We start from the raw sequence: 18,923 nt of genomic DNA, 5'->3' as shown, positions 1-18,923 counted from the left end.
ACTATTTTGCTGTTTTATCGAGCCTCTTATCAACTACATCCCGGTCTGCGGCTAATTGATCTTTCAACTCTTCAAGTGAGTTAAACTTATAGTCTCCACGCACATAATTAATGAACGCTACTGTAATTTGATTATTATAAATATTCCGGTCGAAGTTTAGAATATTCACTTCCATGGTAATATGAGTGCCATTTTGCAAAGTAGGGCGGTCGCCTATATATAACATTCCCTTGTGTTTCTCCCCTTCCACATAAACCCAAACGGCATAAACACCTATCGCGGGTATTATTTTATCCGGGTTGTTTACTACAATATTGGCCGTAGGAAATCCAAGTTTACGCCCCACTTTATAACCATCTACAATGTGCCCGGTTAAACTGTATGGGTAAGATAATAACTTAGTGGCAGCTTCTACTTCACCATTCAGCAGTTTGTCACGTATGGCGGAAGAACTGACCGTGACATCCTCCGCTTCATAAGGCGATGCTTTCATAACATTCATGCCGCAAGCAGCTCCATAAGCTACATATTGTTCAAAGCCATCTGTGCGATCATGACCAAACCGATGGTCATAGCCGATCAGTAAGGTTTTTACATTCAGCTGTTCTTTCAGAATTTGGGTGATAAACGCTTGAGCGGATAATTGAGACAATTCTTCCGAGAAATCCATCACAATACAATAATCCAAGCCGGTTGTTTCCAGCTGAGTTAATTTTTCGTCCAACGTATTTAACAGATTCGGATGGAAATCCGGCTGCAATACCGTTCTCGGATGTGCAGAGAAAGTAATCACAGCAGAAGGCAGTCCTTTAGCTTCCGCTACGCGCTTTAATTCATCAATCAAAAACCGATGTCCAAGATGAACACCATCAAAAAAGCCGATTGTAGCAACCAATCCCTCTGTCTCCGGAATATCCGTTCCCTTCGAAACTATCATCGTAGTCATTCTTTACATTAGGTTACAAAGATAACGAAACGCAACAATCAGCCAAAAGAGGGGAGGCGTACTGTAAGTAGTTTTTCGTTCTCCGGTGTCATATTATATAAAGAACGAATAAAGATGAAGATGTATATATCGGACGGTTTACTTATTTGTGAGAACAAACCAGCAAAGCAATATCCCTATCTGGCTATCCATGAATACTATAACTGTTTTGGATCTCCCATCTAATTTAATCAGGTGATAAATAGTGATTCTGGCGTTTTTATTTGTTTCTTTATAGAGAAAACACCAAAATAAAGCAAAAGCAAGGTTTAAGTCGCACTGAAAAATGGTGATACAAGTGTGATTTTTAATACGCGGATGAATATTGTTTAACTTTAAAATAAATAGGCATGAAAAACATTTCAAGACGAGATTTTATCCGGACGGGAGCAATCGCAGCAGCCGGACTGACTATCGTTCCCGGTAGTATTTTAGGGAAATCACATGGATATACAGCGCCGAGCGACAAACTGAATATCGCAGGGATTGGAGTCGGAGGCATGGGGCGTCGTAATCTGGCCAACATGAAGACGGAAAACATTGTAGCCCTTTGTGATGTAGACTGGAAATATGCCGCAAAAACATTCGCAGACTATCCTAAAGCAAAGCAATTCAAAGACTGGCGGGTTATGTTTGACCAGATGGGTAGTTCCATTGACGCGATTATGGTAGCCACTCCGGACCATACACATGCCGGGGTAACCGCTCATGCCATAACCTTAGGGAAGCATTGCTATACGCAAAAACCGCTAACACACTCCGTTTACGAATCCCGTTTGCTGACTAAACTCGCGAAAAAATACCGTGTGGCTACGCAGATGGGAAATCAGGGAAACTCATTTGATTGGTGCAGACAGATAGCCGAATGGATACAATCCGGTGTTATCGGAGATGTTTTTGAAGTACATTGCTGGACAGACCGTCCGATCTGGCCGCAGGGCTTGCAAGAACCTAAGGATAAAATGAAAACACCGTCTACTCTGGATTGGGATCTTTTTGTAGGCCCGGCACAGAAACGTGCGTATAACCCGGTATATACACCGTGGAACTGGCGCGGATGGTGGGATTTCGGTACGGGAGCCCTCGGCGATATGGCCTGCCACATTATGGACCCTCTCTATTGGGCGTTAGATTTGAAGTACCCCACAAGTGTAATTGGAAGTTCTACACTCAGCAATATGTATTCACCTCCTCACGCGCAAGTGGTAACGTATACATTCCCGGCTCGCCCGTCGAAAGGAAACGTAAAAATGCCGGAAGTGAAAGTACATTGGTATGACGGTGGATTAATGCCTCCTCGTCCGGAAGAACTGAAAGACGGAGATATGATGGGAGACGAAAACGGAGGAATCATTTTTATCGGAACAAAAGGAAAGATCATGACCGGTTGTTACGGCATGAACCCAACGCTGCTTCCTTTCTCCGCAATGGATCATTTCAATCAGCCTAAAGCCACAATTCCAAGAGTTAAAGGAGGAAACGGTGATATATGGAATACCAATGCGCATGAACAGGATTGGATACGTGCCTGTAAGGAATCTCCGGATAACCGTACCGAAGCTTCCTCAAACTTCCAATTTTCAGGTCCGTTCAATGAAATGGTGGTTATGGGCGTTCTTGCCGTTCGTTTGTCCGGATTAAACGGCCTTCACCGTGAACTACAGTGGGATGGCGAGAATATGCGTTTCACTAATATTTCGGCGTCTGATAAGATCAAGATCGTAACCGTAGATGATTTTAAGGTTATCGACGGAGACCCTCGATTTGATCGGCGATTTGCAGAGTTCAACGCTCAGGATATGGCTAACGAATGGATTAAGCATACGTATAACAATGGTTTCTCATTACCAGAAATGCCTAAATAACATGAAACAGAACGGTATAAAATCAATACTCCTCCTGCTGGTGTCGCTATTGGCACTACCGGCAATGGCACAATCAAAAGCAGAGGCAAACGGATGGCGTCTTGGGATGCAATCTTACTCTTTCCATAAGTTTTCGCTAATTGAAGCGCTTGACAAAACAAATCAATTAGGAATTAAAAATATCGAGATTTATCCCGGACATAAGCTGGGCGGAAAATGGGGAGATAAGGTGTTCGACTTTAATCTCGACGCTACAACACAGCGTGAAATTAAGGAATTAGCCGCTTCAAAAGGAATTAAGATTGTAGGCTGTGGGGTGTATGTAGCAGAAAAATCATCCGACTGGGAAAAGATGTTTGCTTTCGCGAAACAAATGGACCTCGAGTTTATTTCCTGTGAGCCTGCTCTAAAAGACTGGGATTTAGTAGAGCAACTGGCGGAGCAATATAAGATTAAAATAAGCGTACACAACCATCCACAGCCATCAGACTACTGGACACCCGACAATCTGCTTAATGCAATTAAAAACAGAAGCAAACTAATCGGATCAAGTGCGGATGTAGGACATTGGCGTCGTGAAGGATTAAACCAGATAGACTGTCTGAAAAAACTGGAAGGACGCATCATCTCTCTTCATTTCAAAGACATCGCGGAAAAGAAAGCCGGAGAAGCAGAACAGCATGACATGATCTGGGGAACAGGAATTCTGGATGTGAAAGCCATGTTGAAAGAGCTCAAAAGGCAAAATTTCAAAGGCGTCTTCTCCATCGAATACGAATACAACTGGGACAATTCCGTGCCTGATATAAAACAATGTATCGACTATTTTAATCAGGTAGCAAATGAGCTGTTTTGATTGTTAAGAATAAAAAAGCAAACAAATAGAATAAATCGGTCTGTATAACCTTTGTTTTTCTTTTTCTATAGCTGTGGAAAAACAGTTCTATAACTGTGGAAAAACTTTACTATAGTTGTGGTAAAGTTTTTCTATATATATGGAAAAAGAAAAATAAAGGATTTCTTTTTGATGATATAGAAACTATTTGAAAAAATATCCTTTATTCTTTTTTGGGACTAATGAGGTCTGCCGGATTTTTTTTGGCAGACCTCTTTCTTTTCATTAAGAATTTAAAGTAGTTTTGTGTGGTAAACATAACTATGAATTTCATATGGAACGGTTGCTTCATTATGTCTGGAAGTACAGGCTTTATTCTTCAAGATTGAATATTATCGATGGAAATGAAATTTCTGTGATCGATCCGGGAATACCAAACTCGGATGCGGGTCCCGACTTTTTTAATGCGAAAATTAAGGATGGGGATACGGTCTGGGCGGGTAGTATTGAAATCCATACAAAGGCTTCGGATTGGATGAGGCATGGGCATGACAAGGATAAGGCTTATGATACGGTAATTTTGCATATTGTGGAGGAAAATGATATGCCGATTTGTCGTTCCAATGGCGAGGTGATTCCGCAATTAGTGCTTCCTGTTCCGGAGCATATTCGGAAGAATATTCGGCAATTGTTGTTGTCGGAAAGGGTGTTGCCCTGTGCTTCTGTTATTAATGGAACGGATGCTTTTTTGCTTTCTTCGTGGCTGAATGTGCTGACAAGTGAACGGTTGGAACGTAAAACACAGGATATATTCACGCTTCTTGAACAAAATGAGTCAGACTGGAATGAGGTGTTTTATATTCTGCTCACCCGTAATTTCGGGTTCGGTCTGAATAGTGATGCTTTTCAACAGTTAGCCTGTGGTTTGCCGCTTCGATATATTCAGAAACACAGGCACAGCATATCTCAGGTAGAGGCTTTGCTGTTCGGTCAGGCCGGAATGTTGGAAGAAGAACATGGGGATGAATACTATCGTTTGCTGAGACGGGAATATCGGTTTCTGGCGCATAAGTTTGATCTGACTCCTTTGGATACAACCCTTTTCAGAAGTCTGAGAACACGCCCGGTCAGTTTTCCACATGTCAAACTCGCACAATTGGCTGTGTTGTGGTTTACGCATGATACCCTTTTCTCTCAACTGCTGGAGGCAAACACGTTAAACGAGATCAGAGCTTTTTTTCGTGTCCAACCTTCCGATTATTGGCTTACGCATTATAATTTCCGGCACCTGTCGGCTTCCAAGCCCAAATTAATTGGCGAGAATGCGATTAATATTTTAATTATAAACACGGTCGCGTCTTTATTTTTTGCTTACGGCAAGAAAAAAAACAAGCAAGAATACTGCGAACGCGCAATACAGATTCTGGAACGTATCCCTGCGGAGCAGAATTCAATCTGCCGGCTTTTTCAGCAAGCGGGTATTCAACCCCGAAATGCCGCGGATTCACAAGCTGTAATTCAGTTAAAACGGGAATATTGTGAAAAAAAGAAATGTATGTATTGCCGTATTGGCTACTATTATCTCAAAAGAAAGTCTTAAGAAACATTATTTCACTGAGTTGAAGCGACTCTGTGACAGTATTTTCCCTATTTTTGCCTTTTGTAATACGAAATTTAATGAAATACAGCAATATAAGATTCTATATTCTGGCGTTAACAGGATGTATGTTGTTTTTTCTTTTTTACTCTTGTGCCAACATCGCGTCACCTAATGGCGGACCTTATGATGAACTTCCTCCGAGGTTTATCAGTAGTACTCCTTCTCCTAATCAGACAAATTATACGGGTAACAAGATCGAAATATTGTTTGATGAATTAATACAGGTAGATAATCCGTCGGAAAATGTGATCATTACGCCGCCTCAATTAGCCATGCCCGTAATTCGTCCAAGCGGCAGGAAAGTGCTGATTGAGCTGAAAGATTCGTTGAAAGCAAATACGACCTATACGATTGACTTTACCAATTCTCTTTCGGACAACAACGAAAAAAATGTATTGGAAAATTTCTCGTTTGCCTTTTCTACCGGAGACGCGATCGATACATTGGAGGTGTCCGGAACGTTACTGAACGCGGAAGACCTAGAGCCGATGCCCGGTATTGTTGTTGGGCTGCATAATAATCTGGAAGATTCTGCTTTCGTAAAAACACCCTTCTTACGAACCAGTAAAACGAATGATAAAGGGCAGTTCACCATACGGAATATAGCGGAAGGAACATACCGCGTTTTCGCGCTGAATGACGTAAACAGGGATTTCAGATTTGATCAGCCCGGCGAAGATATCGCGTTTCATGATTCTACTTTTTTCCCTACATTCGAATTCACAACCCGGCAAGACACCATCTGGAAAGATTCGCTAACAGTGGATACGGTTATGACTATTCCATATACCCGTTTCATGCCGGATGATATTGAATTGTTTTTATTTAAGGAGATCTTTATTCGTCAATACCTGCAAAAAACCGACCGTCCGCAGGAGCATTTAGGTGTATTGACCTTTAACGCGCCATTAGATACAATCCCGACACCTGTTCCGCTTAATTTCGTACCTTCAGACAGCAGTTGGTATTACGCTCAAACGCTCGAAAACGGTAGTGTTGTAAATTATTGGATTACCGATCCCACACTGATTGCGCAAGATACGTTGCAGTTTGAATTGACCTATCCGAAAAGTGACTCGCTGAATATTTTACAAGCGCAAACGGATACACTACAATTTCTTTCACGCCGACGCCCGAATCAAAAAAAGAAATCTAAGGAAGACGAAGAAAAGCCTGTAGGCTTGGGCGTAAATGTGTATTTGCCGGGCGAATTGGATATTTTCGATACCATACATGTTGAGTTTAATGAGCCTGTACTTGATGTGTCCCGGGATTGGTTTTTGTTGGAACAAATGCAGGATTCCATTTGGTCTCCGGCGGAATTCAATCTTTTCCCGGACTCAACAAATTCATTAGCCTATTTCATTCACCGGAAATGGAATTATGCGGAAGAATACAGGCTTGTGATTGACTCTGCGGTTATTCATAGCGTATTTGGAAAATGGAATGATCCCTTCTCGGGAACTTTCAAGATTAAAAAGCAGGATGAATATGGTAATTTATATATAAATATTCCGGATATAAATGAACCTGCGTTTGTAGAACTGTTGAGTACTAACGATGCTCCTGTTCGGAAGGCTCCTGTAAAAGATGGGGGCGTGTTGTTTATGAATTTGAAGCCGGATAAATATTATGCCCGGTTAATCGTTGACAAAAATGAAAATGGGGTATGGGATACCGGTAACTATGCTGATAAGCGTCAGCCTGAAACCGTATATTATTATCCTAAAGTATTTGATGTAATGCAAAACTGGGACGTAGAAGAGACCTGGACTGTTTTATCAACTCCTGTTGTCGGTCAGAAACCGATGGATATCACGAAGAATAAACCGAAAGAAGTAACAAAACCAAAGAGAGATTACAAGAATGAGGGAACGAGAAACAATCAATCCTCAGGTAGCCGGGGAATGTCGGGTTTGCCATTTTAGGCTGAATTTACTTTTAATTATCTGCTTAGTATTTTGTGTGCAGCAAAATATTTCCGGGCAATGCCGTTTTATAAATGAACCATTTGTAACGGGCGAAAAAGTTAATTACGCTCTGTATTTTAAATGGGGAATTCTGATGCCTAAAGCCGGACAAGCCTCTATAGATTACCGCAAAACGAACGAAGATAATGCTCCCGGATATAGCTATCGTTTGTTGTTCAGAACTACCGGAATGTTTGAATCCATTTATAAAATGAGAGATACATTAGCCAGTTTTCATGACAAAGACAGGGTATTGATCCGTTCCGGAAAGAATTCTAATGAAGGGGGATATTATTCGATCGACAAGATTACGTTTTCGTATAAAGGCGACGAGGTTTCGGCGCATTCACTTCGATATAGCCCTACAAGAGTACGGATTGACACCATGTTGGTGTCAGAGGGTTGTACTTTTGATATGATGAGTTCTCTTTTGTATCTCCGCTCATTGGATTATAAGAAATTAAAAAACGGAGATCGTTTCTCTTTTAAAGTTATGATCGGTAGGGATGTGGTGAACGTAGGGTTTCATTACAGAGGGCAAGAGATTCTTGAGCGCGACAACGCTAAATTTAAAACCCTTCACTTTTCGATGGATATCTATGACGATGTGTTCGAGCAGAGTGAATCTGCTGCTGAAATATGGATAGGAGACGATGAGAACCGTATTCCTGTGCGCTTACGTGCAAAACTTAAACTTGGAGCGGCTGAGGCTTACTATACATCTTCTTCGGGATTGAAATACCCGCTCACCTGCCGGATTGAAATGCCAAAAGACAGAAGGTAGGGAGGTTTATTTCCCTAACTTCCACTCGGCACCGTCTTTCGTGTCTTTTATTTCAAAGCCAATTTCAGTCAGTTCATTTCTGATTTTATCTGAAGTGGCCCAATCTTTATTTTGTTTTGCTTGCTGACGGATCGTAAGCAACAAGTCCATTGCCTTTCCGAATACTTCATACGAATTTCCGGCAGCAGTAGCTTCATTTCGTACGCCCAACAGATCGAATAAGAACAGATCGAATATCTCCTTCAGTTCTTTCAGGTCGGCAGCTGTGATTGTACCCTTACCGTCTTTTACGGTGTTGATTATACGGGCGGCATCGAATAGGTGAGAAATAGCAATTGGCGTATTCAAATCATCATTCAGAGCCTCATAACATTTCGTTCGGATTCCTTCGGCCTCAACTGTGGAAGTTTCCGATGGGGTTATCTTTTGTAAATTTGCATACGCATCCATCAAACGAGACAATCCTTTCTCTGACGCTTGAAGTGCTTCATTACTAAAGTCTACCGTGCTGCGATAATGAGCCTGAAGAATAAAAAACCGGATTGTCATTGCCGAATAAGCCTGATGCAGCATCTTATGGCTACCGTCGAAAAACTCGTCCAATGTTATAAAGTTCCCCAGTGATTTACCCATTTTCTGCCCATTTACTGTGATCATGTTGTTATGCATCCAGTAATGCACCATATCATCTCCCTGAGAAGCAATTGCCTGTGCTATTTCGCATTCATGATGTGGAAACACCAGATCCATTCCCCCTCCGTGTATATCAAAATGCTCACCAAGATATTTCTTGCCCATGGCCGTACATTCGCAATGCCATCCGGGAAAACCGGCACCCCAAGGAGAAGGCCAGCGCATAATATGTTCGGGTTGTGCTTTCTTCCAAAGAGCGAAATCCACAGGATTACGCTTCTCTTCCTGCCCGTCTAATTCCCGGGTGGTATTAAGCATGTCTTCAACATTACGTCCGGAAAGGACACCATAATTATGCTGCTTATTGTATTTCTCCACATCAAAATAAACAGAACCTTCACTTTCATAAGCAAAACCGTTCTTCAGAATAGTTTTCACCAACTCAATTTGTTCAATGATATGTCCTGAAGCATGAGGTTCGATACTGGGCGGAAGCACATTCAGGGCATCCATGGCTTTATGATACCGGTTGAGGTAATATTGCACAACCTCCATGGGTTCCAATTGTTCTAAACGTGCTTTTTTCGCGATCTTGTCTTCGCCGCTATCGGCATCATGTTCCAGATGGCCTACATCTGTAATGTTACGTACGTAGCGAACTTTATAGCCAAGATGGCGTAGGTAACGGAAAAGGATATCAAACGTAATTGCCGGACGGGCATGTCCTAAATGCGCGTCTCCATATACCGTAGGTCCACAAACATATAGTCCGACATGCGGAGCGTGTAGAGGTATAAACTGTTCTTTCTTACGGGTCAATGTATTGTGAATGTGCAACGGATGTTCCATAATTATTCTTATAATCATTAATAACAGACACAAATATAGAAATAATCTACGTAAGCGTTATATCTTTGCGCACATGAAAATAAAACCGTATACGTGTATGAAGATTCTATTTCCTGTTCTTTTCACATTCTTATTTGTCTCGAAAGGATTTTCTTCAACAACTACAGATAGTCTGACTACATTATCAAGCTCTACACAGGATATTGTTACGGAAAAAATGCCCGTAATGCCTTATTCTTTCAATGCCAAAAGTCTTATTCTGCCCGGTTCATTAATTGCTGCCGGTGCTTTAGGTACAGCTATAGACGGTTGGCAGGATTTTCATCTTATTTCTCGTAAAAATTCGGCGAAAAAGATTCGTATAGATGACTATATGGAGTGGGGGATGTTTGGTTGGGTGTTTGTTTGCGATTTGTTTGCGAAAGAGAAGCACAACTTCGTTGATCAAATCTTTCTTCTTACACTGGCCGAAGGGTTTAATGCAGGAATGGTGCACGGTTTAAAGAATACAATAGACGAAACACGACCGGACGGCAGACCGTATTCATTTCCATCAGGACATACCGCGAATGCTTTTCTGGGAGCTCACTTAGCGTATAAAGAATTTAAAGACAGTGCGCCTGTTTTGGCCTATTCAGGCTATGCGATGGCGGCATTCGTAGGGGCTTTGCGCATACACAACAACCGCCATTGGGCATCGGATGTGTTGGCAGGAGCCGGGATTGGAATTTTGTCGGTCGAACTTTCTTATTTGATTTATTTCCCGATTCGCAATGCCATTGCGAAACAAGTAAATGCAAAAGCCGCTAAAAACTTGGTTTTAGCACCATCGATCACACCTCAGGGAGGAGGCGTTTATTTGTCATTCAGTTTCTGATTAATAGCCAATAGCTCTTCAATATGAGTCCGGTCGTTATTCAGTCGGGGAATCTTGTGTTGACCGCCAAGTTTGCCTTTTTCTTTCAGCCACTGATAGAAAACACCGGGCTTAGCCGGAATAATTTCCGGATCCATCAATGAAATATCCTTATAGCGTTTGGCATCATAGTCGGAATTAAGTTCCTTAAGATGCTTGTCCAATCTGTTTGCAAATTCTGCAATAGATATTGTCGGTTCTTTTTCAAACTCAATAAACCATTGGTGCTTTCCTTTTGCTTGCTCTAAGATAAACTGAGGGGCAACCGTATATTCTTTTACAATAGCATTCGCTTCTTTACATGTTTGACTTAGGGCTTTATCGGCATTATTAATCATCAATTCTTCGCCAAAGGCGTTGATGAAGTGTTTTGTTCTTCCTGAGATAACAAACTTAAACGGGCGAAGCGAAGTGAATCGAACAGTATCACCGATCAGGTATCTCCATAAACCACCGGAAGTGGTGATTACCATCGCGTAGTTCTTCCCGGTTTCTACTTCTGCAAGCGGTAGTATAGTTGGATTTTCGTTATCTAATTCATTCACCGGGATGAATTCATAAAAAACGCCGTAGTCGATCATAAGCAACATACTGCTATCGGAAAGATCGCTTTGTATGCCGAAGAATCCCTCAGAGGCATTGTAGGTCTCTACATAATGCATCCTGTCTGTCGAAATAAGCGATTTATATTGTTCCCGATAAGGCTCAAAGCTTATTCCTCCATGGAAAAATACTTCCAGATCGGGCCATACCTCCGTCAGATCAGCTTTCCCCGTCTTTGCCAGAACAGCCTTGATCAATACCAGCATCCAGGAAGGGACACCGGAAAGGTTGTTTACATTCTTATTATAGGTGTTATTTACGATTGCTTCAATTTTACTTTCCCACTCATCCATCAGGATTATTTCTTTTGAAGGAACCCGAATGAAATTAATCAGCGGATTAAGATTCTGAAGTAAAACTGCCGATAAGTCTCCACAATGCGCCTCATGATTTAAAGGCGAAGGGCTATGGCTTCCTCCAAGAATCAACCCTCTTCCCATAAAAAAACGGCTCTGCGGGTTGTTCCTCAAATAGAGGGCTACACTATCAAAGCCGCCTTTATAATGGCAATCATGCAATATTTCATTCGTTACCGGCAGGAATTTACTGCGGTCGTTCGTGGTACCGCTACTTTGCGCATACCACTTAACAACTGAGGGCCAGAGGATATTCTTCTCTCCATTGATCATCCGGGTAACAAAAGGCTTGATCTCTTCATAGGTCTGAAGCGGAACACGCTGTTTAAAGAGGCTGTATGATGTGATTGATTTATAATCGTACTTCTTGCCCCACTCCGTATTACGGGCAGCATTTAAAAGGCCTTTTAATTGTTTTTGTTGTATTTGATCTGCATTTTCAGCGAATTGATCGATTGCTTTTAGCCTGCCTTGGGAAAAAAGGGAAAGAGTTTTTGTTAAAATATCCATGCTCAGTTTAATTGTGCAACTGCAAATGTAGGCATTCTCTTTTTATTTATATCTTTGTTATACACTAAAATACAGTTACAATGAAAATTGGTATCCTTTCTTCGGGCGGTGACTGCCCCGGAATTAACGCTACTATACGCGGGGTCGGGAAGACCGCCATTATGCATTACAACATGGAGGTAATAGGTATCCATAGTGGTTTTTCCGGCATTATTGAAAAAGACATACAGGAATTCGACGAACAAACACTTTCAGGGATATTAAATCTGGGAGGAACTATTCTGGGTACATCAAGAGAAAAACCTTTACGTAAACAACTGGAGATTCCTGAGTCTGAAAAAGCAGAGATTATCAGAAGAAATTATAAAGAACTAGGATTGGATTGTGTGGTTTGCATCGGAGGAAACGGAACACAAAAAACAGCCAATGTATTAGTCAATCTCGGATTGAATGTAATCGGCGTGCCAAAAACAATCGATAACGATATTTGGGGAACAGATATCACCTTTGGTTTTGATACGGCTGTAAACATAGCGACTGGAGCTATCGACCGTTTACATTCTACCGCCAGTTCGCATAAACGGGTTATGGTAGTAGAGGTAATGGGCCATCACGCCGGATGGATCGCTCTTTATGCCGGAATGGCCGGTGGAGCAGATGTAATCCTGCTGCCCGAATTAGGCTATGATATGGAAATCGTAACTAACATGATATGGGAACGCGCCAAGAAAGGGAAGCCTTACTCGATTGTTGTTATTGCAGAAGGTATCGACTCGCCCAATCGCAAACGCCCGGTAGATTATATCACCAAACAGATCGAAGCAGTAACCGGAATTGAAACTCGCGAAACCGTATTGGGTTATATACAACGTGGCGGTAACCCTTCTCCTTTCGATCGAAATCTGGCAACGCGCTTAGGCGGACACGCTACCGAACTGATCGCGAATAAACAGTTTGGTCGAATGGTCTGCATGAAAGGGGACACGGTAGAATCCATTCCGCTGTCTGAAGTTGCCGGTAAATTAAAATTAGTGACTCACGAGCATGACCTTATCAAGCAAGGCGAGAGAATGGGAATTTCTTTCGGAAAATAACAAAGCAAGCAGCTAATACAAATGAAAACACAGAAAAAGAAGAGTGCTCGTCTAATGTCTTTAGACGCGCTTAGAGGATTTGACATGTTTTTTATCATGGGCCTGACCGGGATAATCGTTGCCTTTAGTGATTTGTTCCCGAATTCGGAAACAATGATCTGGCTAAGCGATCAGATGTCGCATGTGCAGTGGAACGGATTGAGTCATCACGATACGATTTTCCCTTTGTTCCTTTTTGTGGCCGGCATTTCTTTCCCCTTTTCGTTAGACAAACAACGTGCCGGAGGAAAGTCGGATCAGGAAATCTATGCTAAAATACTGAAGCGGGGTATAACACTGATCTTATTAGGTTTTGTGTATAACGGTATTTTCAAACTGGACTTTGAACAGATGCGTTATGCCAGCGTATTGGCCCGTATAGGGTTAGCGTGGATGTTTGCCGCCCTGTTGTTTGTGCGCTTCAATACGAAAACCAATGTGCTGCTTACCGTTATTATTCTGATTGGCTACTGGTTGTGCATGTGGCTGATACCGGACTCGGCCACTCCGTATTCTTTTGAAGACAACTTGGTTGGCGCGATAGACCGCGTGTTGCTGCCGGGACGATTGAATGATGGTATTTTTGATCCGGAAGGAATTTTCAGCACGCTGCCTGCCATTGCCACAGCGTTGTTAGGCATGTTTACCGGACAAGTAGTTCAGCTGCCCGACGAAAAGTGTCCGCAAAGGAAAAAAGTCAGCTACATGATTATGGCTGCCTTGGCGTTTTTCATCATCGGATTATTTTGGAATTTTGTATTTCCGATCAATAAAAAATTATGGACAAGCTCATTTGTCTGCGTATTGGCGGGATATTCACTCCTCATGTTCGCTGTGTTCTATTACATCATTGATGTAAAGGGATACACCCGTTACTCGCTGTTCTTCAGGGTAGTCGGGTTGAACTCGATAACGATCTATCTGGCGCAAAGAATTATCGATTTCAATAAAATCTCGAATTTCTTTTTGGGTGGTATAATTAACCATTCATCCGAACAAACGGGAGCTTTGATAAGCAACATCGGGTACTTTACCGTATGTTGGTTGTTCTTGTACTTCCTGTATAAGCAGAAGATATTTTTGAAAGTATAAAGAAAAAAAGGGCAGTCAATTTTTATTGGCTGCCCTTTTTTCTGCGCATTTTTAAGTTAAAAACAGGCCTTTTTTCTCTGTTTTTCGGGTGTTCTTTAATTTGCTCGTAATCAGCGCATTATATTTGTCGAAAAACATAAAGGTTATTTTTCCAAACATAAAGGTTATTTTTTGAAAAATAAAGGATATGTTTTTATTTATATAGTATTATAAAAAAACGCCTCTGTTTTTGGGGTTGATTTCTTTCAGATTTAACCTTATTGCGCGACTGTTTTTTTGATAAAAGAAAGGGCCTCTTCAACAACTTCGTCTAATGTTTTGCTGCTATCGATAAAGCAAATGTCGTTGTGGTTGTTAACGGGCTCTTCTAATACCTCAAACTGAGATTTTAGCATTTCGGGTTTGAAAAAATGTCCTTTCCGCTTTTCTAAACGTTCGCTGATCAATTCAAAATCACACTTCAGGTAAATAAAATACAAGCCGGTATTGCCTTCTCTTAACATATCCCTGTACTTTTGTTTTAATGCGGAGCAAACTAACACGGATACGCTATGCGTATTCTGCATGGCGTAGATCGCGGAGTTTACTGCTTTGAGCCAGGGAGCACGGTCGTCGTCATTCAGGGGATGTCCGGAAGCCATCTTTTCTATGTTTGCCCGTGGGTGAAGAAAGTCTCCATCTAAAAAAGGCGACTTCATTTGTTGGGCCACAGCTTCGGCTACTGCAGACTTTCCGCTGCCGGAAACACCCATAAACACAAAGCTGAAGTGCTTTTTCGCCTTGTTTGGTTTATTTTCCATATTCATTTTAACAGATTATATAAACAAATTAAGTGTGAGTACACCGACCAAGCCCATAATCGCAACGATAATTTCCATGATGGACCAGGATCTCAATGTGTCTTTTATGCTTAAATTAAAGTATTCTTTAAATAACCAGAAGCCGGAATCGTTTACGTGAGAAAACATCAAACTACCTGCACCTAATGATAATACCATCAGGTTGGGGTTTACTCCCGTATTGGCTGCCAAAGGAAGTATTACGCCGGCGGCAGTAAGGGCGGCTACTGTTGCAGAGCCTACGCAGGCGCGTAATATTCCTGCAATCATCCAACCCAGAATAAGCGGATGTATGGATAATCCCTCCATCGTGGCGGCAAGTTCCAGACTAACTCCGCTTGTTTCCATTACATTTTTAAATATACCGGATCCGGCAATGATCAAAAGAATAGACGCGATGTCTTTTACGGCTTCAGCGTAAATCTGCATAACTTCCGTCATGGAGCGTCCTTGCCGTAACCCCAGCGTGTATGTAGCAATAATTATGGTTAGGAACATCACCATGGATGGGGCTCCTACTAAAGAGAAGATGCTACTTGTTTGCTGACTCATGGCAGGGAATATATAGGGCAAAACCGTGACGATAATAAGCAGGAAAACAGGTAGGGTAGCAGTCGCGAAGCTGTTTGTTTTTCCCGGAATGGAATATTCTTCACTAACTTCTTTTATTTCGAACAGCTTAACCTGTCCTGTTTTCATGTTTTTTAAGGTCATGCTAAACACCGGTCCTGCTACAATAATAGTAGGTATGGCAATCACAATACCCAAAATCAGTGTAATCCCCAAGTCGGCTCCAAACATAGAGGCTAATGCAACGGGCGAAGGGTGGGGAGGAAGGAAACCGTGCGCTACAGATAATGCCGCCAACATGGGGAGTCCGATATATACTGCCGGAAGTTTATACTGGTAAGCGACAGAAAAAATAATGGGGACAAGCAGGATAAAGCCAATGCCGTAAAATAGGGGGATACCGACTATAAAACCTGTTATCATTAGTCCCCACTGGATTTTGTTCGTTCCAAACATACCTACCATAACATCGGCTATCTTTCGGGCGGCACCACTCGCCGCGACTAATTTCCCCAACATGGCTCCGAGAACGATAATCAGGGTTAGGTCTCCCAAAATACTACCTATTCCTTTATCAATTACTTGTGGAATATCGGTTAAAGGAATGCCTAAACAAATTGCGGCCAATATAGAAGCGGCGACGAAGCTTAAGAAGGCATCGACTTTAAAATATGAAATAAGTACGATTAACAGTAGTAAACTTAAAGCAATTATAAAGAAACTCATAATATGAAAGTGTTAAGTTATTTTATAGGAATTCTCATTTTATAGAACGAACGCCAAACGAAATAAAGTCCGATAAGCAAAAATGGTATGGCAATATACATAGAAAAATCGTAAGCCGGATTAAACTTCATATCAATACATATCTCCGTGGCCAAAAGTCCGAACAGTGTTGAAAACTTAATGATCGGGTTAAGCGAAACGGATGAGGTGTCTTTAAACGGGTCTCCCACGGTATCACCAATAACGGCAGCTTCATGAAGTGGAGTATTTTTTTCACGAAGATCAACCTCTACTACTTTCTTTGCATTGTCCCAGCTACCTCCGGCATTTGCCATGTAAATGGCCTGGAATAATCCGAATACAGCAATTGAAACTAAGTAAGCGACAAAAAAGTTTGGATCCATAAACGCAAATGAGAGTGTGAGCGAGATCAAAGCTATGAAGATATTCCACATTCCTTTCTGTGCATAAAGTGTACATATCTTTACTACAGATTTGGAGTCTTCAATGTCTGCTTCTTTTTTATCCATATTAAATGTCTTCTTAATGTATTCTACCGCCCGGTAAGCTCCGGTAGTTACAGCTTGCATGGACGCACCGCTAAACCAGAAAATCACCGCTCCGCCACTGATAAGGCCAAGTAACACGGGTGCGTCTGTTAATGAAAGGTTAAGCAAGCCCGCTTTTTCCAGCAAAAGAATAATTGAAAAGATCATTGTTGTAGCTCCGACAACAGCTGTTCCGATCAGAACGGGTTTGGCAGTTGCTTTAAACGTATTTCCGGCCGAATCGTTCGCTTCCAGAAAATGTTTCCCCGTTTCGAAATCGGGAGTAAAGCCGAAATCTTTCTTAATCTCATCACTGATACCCGGAATTTGTTCTATCTGAGCCAGCTCGAATACCGATTGAGCATTATCTGTTACGGGGCCATAACTGTCTACTGCAATGGTTACCGGTCCCATGCAAAGGAATCCGAAAGCAACCAATCCGAAGGCAAATATAGAGGCGTGAGGGCCTAATACATCAGTAAGCCCAAGTCCGGCTGTAAAATAAGCCAATGTCATTAGTGCCGCAATCAACAAGCCTGTCCAGAAGGCACTGAAATTACCTGCTACTATCCCGGATAAGATATTTAACGAAGGACCACCTTCACGAGAGGCCGTTACAATTTCCTGCACATGTCCCGATTTTGAGCTGGTAAATATTTTGGTAAATTCAGGAATCAATACAGCAGCTAAAGTTCCGCAACTGATAATAGTAGCCAACTTCCACCAAAGCCCTGCAACGGCAATATCACCGAGCAACAGGTAACTCATAAAGAAAGATGCCGTGATACATAAGATGGCAGCAATCCAGATCAGCCTCATTAAAGGCGATTCAAAATCAAATGCTTTCTTTTTACCGTAAAGCTTTTCAGAAATACCCTGATTAATAAAGAAGGCACAACCGGAAAGGAAGTCCATAAGGAAACGCATACCGAATATCCATACAATCAGCTTGGCTTGCATCTGTGGGTCGGGAACGGCCAATGTGATAAAAGTAATTAAAGCTACACCTGTAACACCGTAAGTTTCAAATCCGTCGGCTGTTGGTCCGACGCTGTCACCGGCGTTATCTCCCGTACAATCGGCAATAACTCCCGGGTTTCTCGGATCGTCTTCTTTCACCTTAAACACAACCTTCATCAGATCCGAACCGATATCCGCTATTTTGGTAAATATACCACCGGCAATACGCAAAGCACTTGCACCTAATGATTCACCAATGGCAAAGCCAAGAAAACAAATTCCGACAATCTCGCGAGGAACGAATAAAAGAATGAAAACCATCATTACTAATTCAAGCGAAATAAGAAACAGTCCAACGCTCATACCTGCGCGCAAAGGAATGTTTACAACATCCAGCGGACGACCGCGTAGAGCTGCAAAAGCCGTTCTCGCATTAGCATACGTGTTTACACGAATGCCATACCAAGCAACCGCATAAGAACCGGCCATACCAACAACCGAGAAAAGAAGTACCTGAATGACTACCGAAAAACTTTGTTCGGCAAGTCCGAAGAAATACACACATAACACAACGGCTATCAGGCCGAATAATAAAAGTAAAAATTTCCCTTGCTGAAGAAGATAGGTTCGGCAAGTCTCATAAATCGTATTTGCGACTTTTAGCATAGACGTATGAGCCGGTAGTTTTTTAATTTGAGCAAAAAGTAAAAGACTAAAACCTAAAGTTCCGAGAATAATAAGGGCACCGTAAAATAAAAAATCCCAGGCGGAAATACTACTTCCCCAGATGTGAAATGAGCCTTCATGAAGATCCGGGATTGCGAGATCAAGTTCGCTGGCGTAGAGTTTGGTACTGATGTTAGATAAAATAAATACAATAATGAATGCGCTAATTTGTTGTGCTTTTCTCATGGGTTCAACGTGTTTTATAATGTGGTTTAAAAAAGTCAAAAACGAACCCAAGTTATTAATAATTTAGGTAATATTATCAGGCTAAAATAAAAAAAACATTAAAGGAGAAAATGAAGGTATACCTTATTTTCTCCTTTAATGTTTTAATCCCTAAAGAATAATCCTGAAATGCTATTC

At 41.7% G+C, this 18,923-nt stretch carries 14 protein-coding genes; 8 read left to right on the top strand and 6 right to left on the bottom strand.

All coding sequences use genetic code 11. The features are described from left to right. Position 1: 1 nt before the first annotated feature. Positions 2-937 carry a riboflavin biosynthesis protein RibF gene (gene ribF / locus B9Y81_RS11860; RefSeq protein WP_085537129.1) on the bottom strand — a complete coding sequence of 312 codons (936 nt, stop codon included), beginning with the start codon at positions 935-937 and terminating at the stop codon, positions 2-4. 398 nt (positions 938-1,335) lie between these two features. Here ribF and B9Y81_RS11855 point away from each other — a divergent pair, with 398 nt between their 5' ends. From B9Y81_RS11855 to B9Y81_RS11835, 5 genes are all read left to right on the top strand, one after another. Next, complete coding sequence (locus B9Y81_RS11855; RefSeq protein ID WP_085537128.1) at positions 1,336-2,850, top strand: Gfo/Idh/MocA family protein; 1,515 nt, start codon at positions 1,336-1,338, stop codon at positions 2,848-2,850. Between the two features lies 1 nt (position 2,851). Then, positions 2,852-3,706, top strand: coding sequence for a sugar phosphate isomerase/epimerase family protein (locus B9Y81_RS11850; protein WP_085537127.1), 855 nt, complete (start codon positions 2,852-2,854; stop codon positions 3,704-3,706). Positions 3,707-4,019: 313 nt separating this feature from the next. Continuing rightward, positions 4,020-5,285 carry a DUF2851 family protein gene (locus B9Y81_RS11845; protein WP_085537126.1) on the top strand — a complete coding sequence of 422 codons (1,266 nt, stop codon included), beginning with the start codon at positions 4,020-4,022 and terminating at the stop codon, positions 5,283-5,285. Positions 5,286-5,362: 77 nt separating this feature from the next. Further along, positions 5,363-7,273 carry an Ig-like domain-containing domain gene (locus tag B9Y81_RS11840; RefSeq protein ID WP_085537125.1) on the top strand — a complete coding sequence of 637 codons (1,911 nt, stop codon included), beginning with the start codon at positions 5,363-5,365 and terminating at the stop codon, positions 7,271-7,273. Further along, positions 7,212-8,099: a DUF3108 domain-containing protein gene (locus B9Y81_RS11835; RefSeq protein ID WP_085537124.1), complete on the top strand. Its 888-nt coding sequence runs from the start codon at positions 7,212-7,214 to the stop codon at positions 8,097-8,099. Before B9Y81_RS11840 ends, B9Y81_RS11835 begins: the two co-directional genes overlap by 62 nt. 6 nt (positions 8,100-8,105) lie before the next feature. Here B9Y81_RS11835 and cysS read toward each other — a convergent pair whose 3' ends face one another. Next, positions 8,106-9,581 carry a cysteine--tRNA ligase gene (gene cysS, locus B9Y81_RS11830; protein WP_085537123.1) on the bottom strand — a complete coding sequence of 492 codons (1,476 nt, stop codon included), beginning with the start codon at positions 9,579-9,581 and terminating at the stop codon, positions 8,106-8,108. Between the two features lie 97 nt (positions 9,582-9,678). On the opposite strand from cysS, the gene B9Y81_RS11825 reads away from it, so the two are divergent. Then, on the top strand, positions 9,679-10,458 hold the full coding sequence (locus B9Y81_RS11825; protein ID WP_085537122.1) for a phosphatase PAP2 family protein: 780 nt from the start codon (positions 9,679-9,681) through the stop codon (positions 10,456-10,458). Here B9Y81_RS11825 and B9Y81_RS11820 read toward each other — a convergent pair. Then, positions 10,437-11,966 carry a GH3 auxin-responsive promoter family protein gene (locus tag B9Y81_RS11820; protein ID WP_085537121.1) on the bottom strand — a complete coding sequence of 510 codons (1,530 nt, stop codon included), beginning with the start codon at positions 11,964-11,966 and terminating at the stop codon, positions 10,437-10,439. The two genes, B9Y81_RS11825 and B9Y81_RS11820, sit on opposite strands and share 22 nt — an antisense overlap. Positions 11,967-12,046: 80 nt before the next feature. On the opposite strand from B9Y81_RS11820, the gene B9Y81_RS11815 reads away from it, so the two are divergent. Together B9Y81_RS11815 and B9Y81_RS11810 are read left to right on the top strand one after the other, a co-directional pair. After that, entirely contained in the window at positions 12,047-13,060 is a 1,014-nt protein-coding gene (locus B9Y81_RS11815) for an ATP-dependent 6-phosphofructokinase (protein ID WP_085537120.1), read from the top strand. 21 nt (positions 13,061-13,081) lie between these two features. Beyond that, positions 13,082-14,191 carry an acyltransferase family protein gene (locus B9Y81_RS11810; protein ID WP_085537119.1) on the top strand — a complete coding sequence of 370 codons (1,110 nt, stop codon included), beginning with the start codon at positions 13,082-13,084 and terminating at the stop codon, positions 14,189-14,191. Positions 14,192-14,448: 257 nt separating this feature from the next. Here B9Y81_RS11810 and gntK read toward each other — a convergent pair whose 3' ends face one another. Genes gntK through B9Y81_RS11795 form a run of 3 tightly spaced genes read right to left on the bottom strand, consistent with a single transcriptional unit; the run spans position 14,449 to position 18,746 of the window. Continuing rightward, entirely contained in the window at positions 14,449-14,991 is a 543-nt protein-coding gene (gntK, locus tag B9Y81_RS11805) for a gluconokinase (RefSeq protein WP_085537768.1), read from the bottom strand. 15 nt (positions 14,992-15,006) lie between these two features. Then, complete coding sequence (locus B9Y81_RS11800) at positions 15,007-16,326, bottom strand: gluconate:H+ symporter (RefSeq protein WP_085537118.1); 1,320 nt, start codon at positions 16,324-16,326, stop codon at positions 15,007-15,009. A 17-nt stretch (positions 16,327-16,343) separates the two neighbouring features. After that, on the bottom strand, positions 16,344-18,746 hold the full coding sequence (locus B9Y81_RS11795; protein ID WP_085537117.1) for a sodium-translocating pyrophosphatase: 2,403 nt from the start codon (positions 18,744-18,746) through the stop codon (positions 16,344-16,346). Between the last annotated feature and the right edge of the window lie 177 nt (positions 18,747-18,923).

Origin of the sequence: Massilibacteroides vaginae, assembly GCF_900178525.1 — a bacterium.
GTDB lineage: Bacteria > Bacteroidota > Bacteroidia > Bacteroidales > Tannerellaceae > Massilibacteroides > Massilibacteroides vaginae.
This window is presented reverse-complemented; position numbering and strand designations above follow the sequence as displayed.

Coding starts and splice junctions, on each gene's coding strand:
- B9Y81_RS11850 (WP_085537127.1), top strand. CDS start 2,852: ATGAAACAGAACGGTATAAAATCAATACTCCTCCTGCTGGTGTCGCTA.
- B9Y81_RS11795 (WP_085537117.1), bottom strand. CDS start 18,746: ATGAGAAAAGCACAACAAATTAGCGCATTCATTATTGTATTTATTTTA.
- B9Y81_RS11810 (WP_085537119.1), top strand. CDS start 13,082: ATGAAAACACAGAAAAAGAAGAGTGCTCGTCTAATGTCTTTAGACGCG.
- cysS (WP_085537123.1), bottom strand. CDS start 9,581: ATGGAACATCCGTTGCACATTCACAATACATTGACCCGTAAGAAAGAA.
- B9Y81_RS11825 (WP_085537122.1), top strand. CDS start 9,679: ATGAAGATTCTATTTCCTGTTCTTTTCACATTCTTATTTGTCTCGAAA.
- gntK (WP_085537768.1), bottom strand. CDS start 14,991: ATGGAAAATAAACCAAACAAGGCGAAAAAGCACTTCAGCTTTGTGTTT.
- B9Y81_RS11820 (WP_085537121.1), bottom strand. CDS start 11,966: ATGGATATTTTAACAAAAACTCTTTCCCTTTTTTCCCAAGGCAGGCTA.
- B9Y81_RS11800 (WP_085537118.1), bottom strand. CDS start 16,326: ATGAGTTTCTTTATAATTGCTTTAAGTTTACTACTGTTAATCGTACTT.
- B9Y81_RS11835 (WP_085537124.1), top strand. CDS start 7,212: ATGAGGGAACGAGAAACAATCAATCCTCAGGTAGCCGGGGAATGTCGG.
- B9Y81_RS11855 (WP_085537128.1), top strand. CDS start 1,336: ATGAAAAACATTTCAAGACGAGATTTTATCCGGACGGGAGCAATCGCA.
- B9Y81_RS11815 (WP_085537120.1), top strand. CDS start 12,047: ATGAAAATTGGTATCCTTTCTTCGGGCGGTGACTGCCCCGGAATTAAC.
- B9Y81_RS11840 (WP_085537125.1), top strand. CDS start 5,363: ATGAAATACAGCAATATAAGATTCTATATTCTGGCGTTAACAGGATGT.
- ribF (WP_085537129.1), bottom strand. CDS start 937: ATGATAGTTTCGAAGGGAACGGATATTCCGGAGACAGAGGGATTGGTT.
- B9Y81_RS11845 (WP_085537126.1), top strand. CDS start 4,020: ATGGAACGGTTGCTTCATTATGTCTGGAAGTACAGGCTTTATTCTTCA.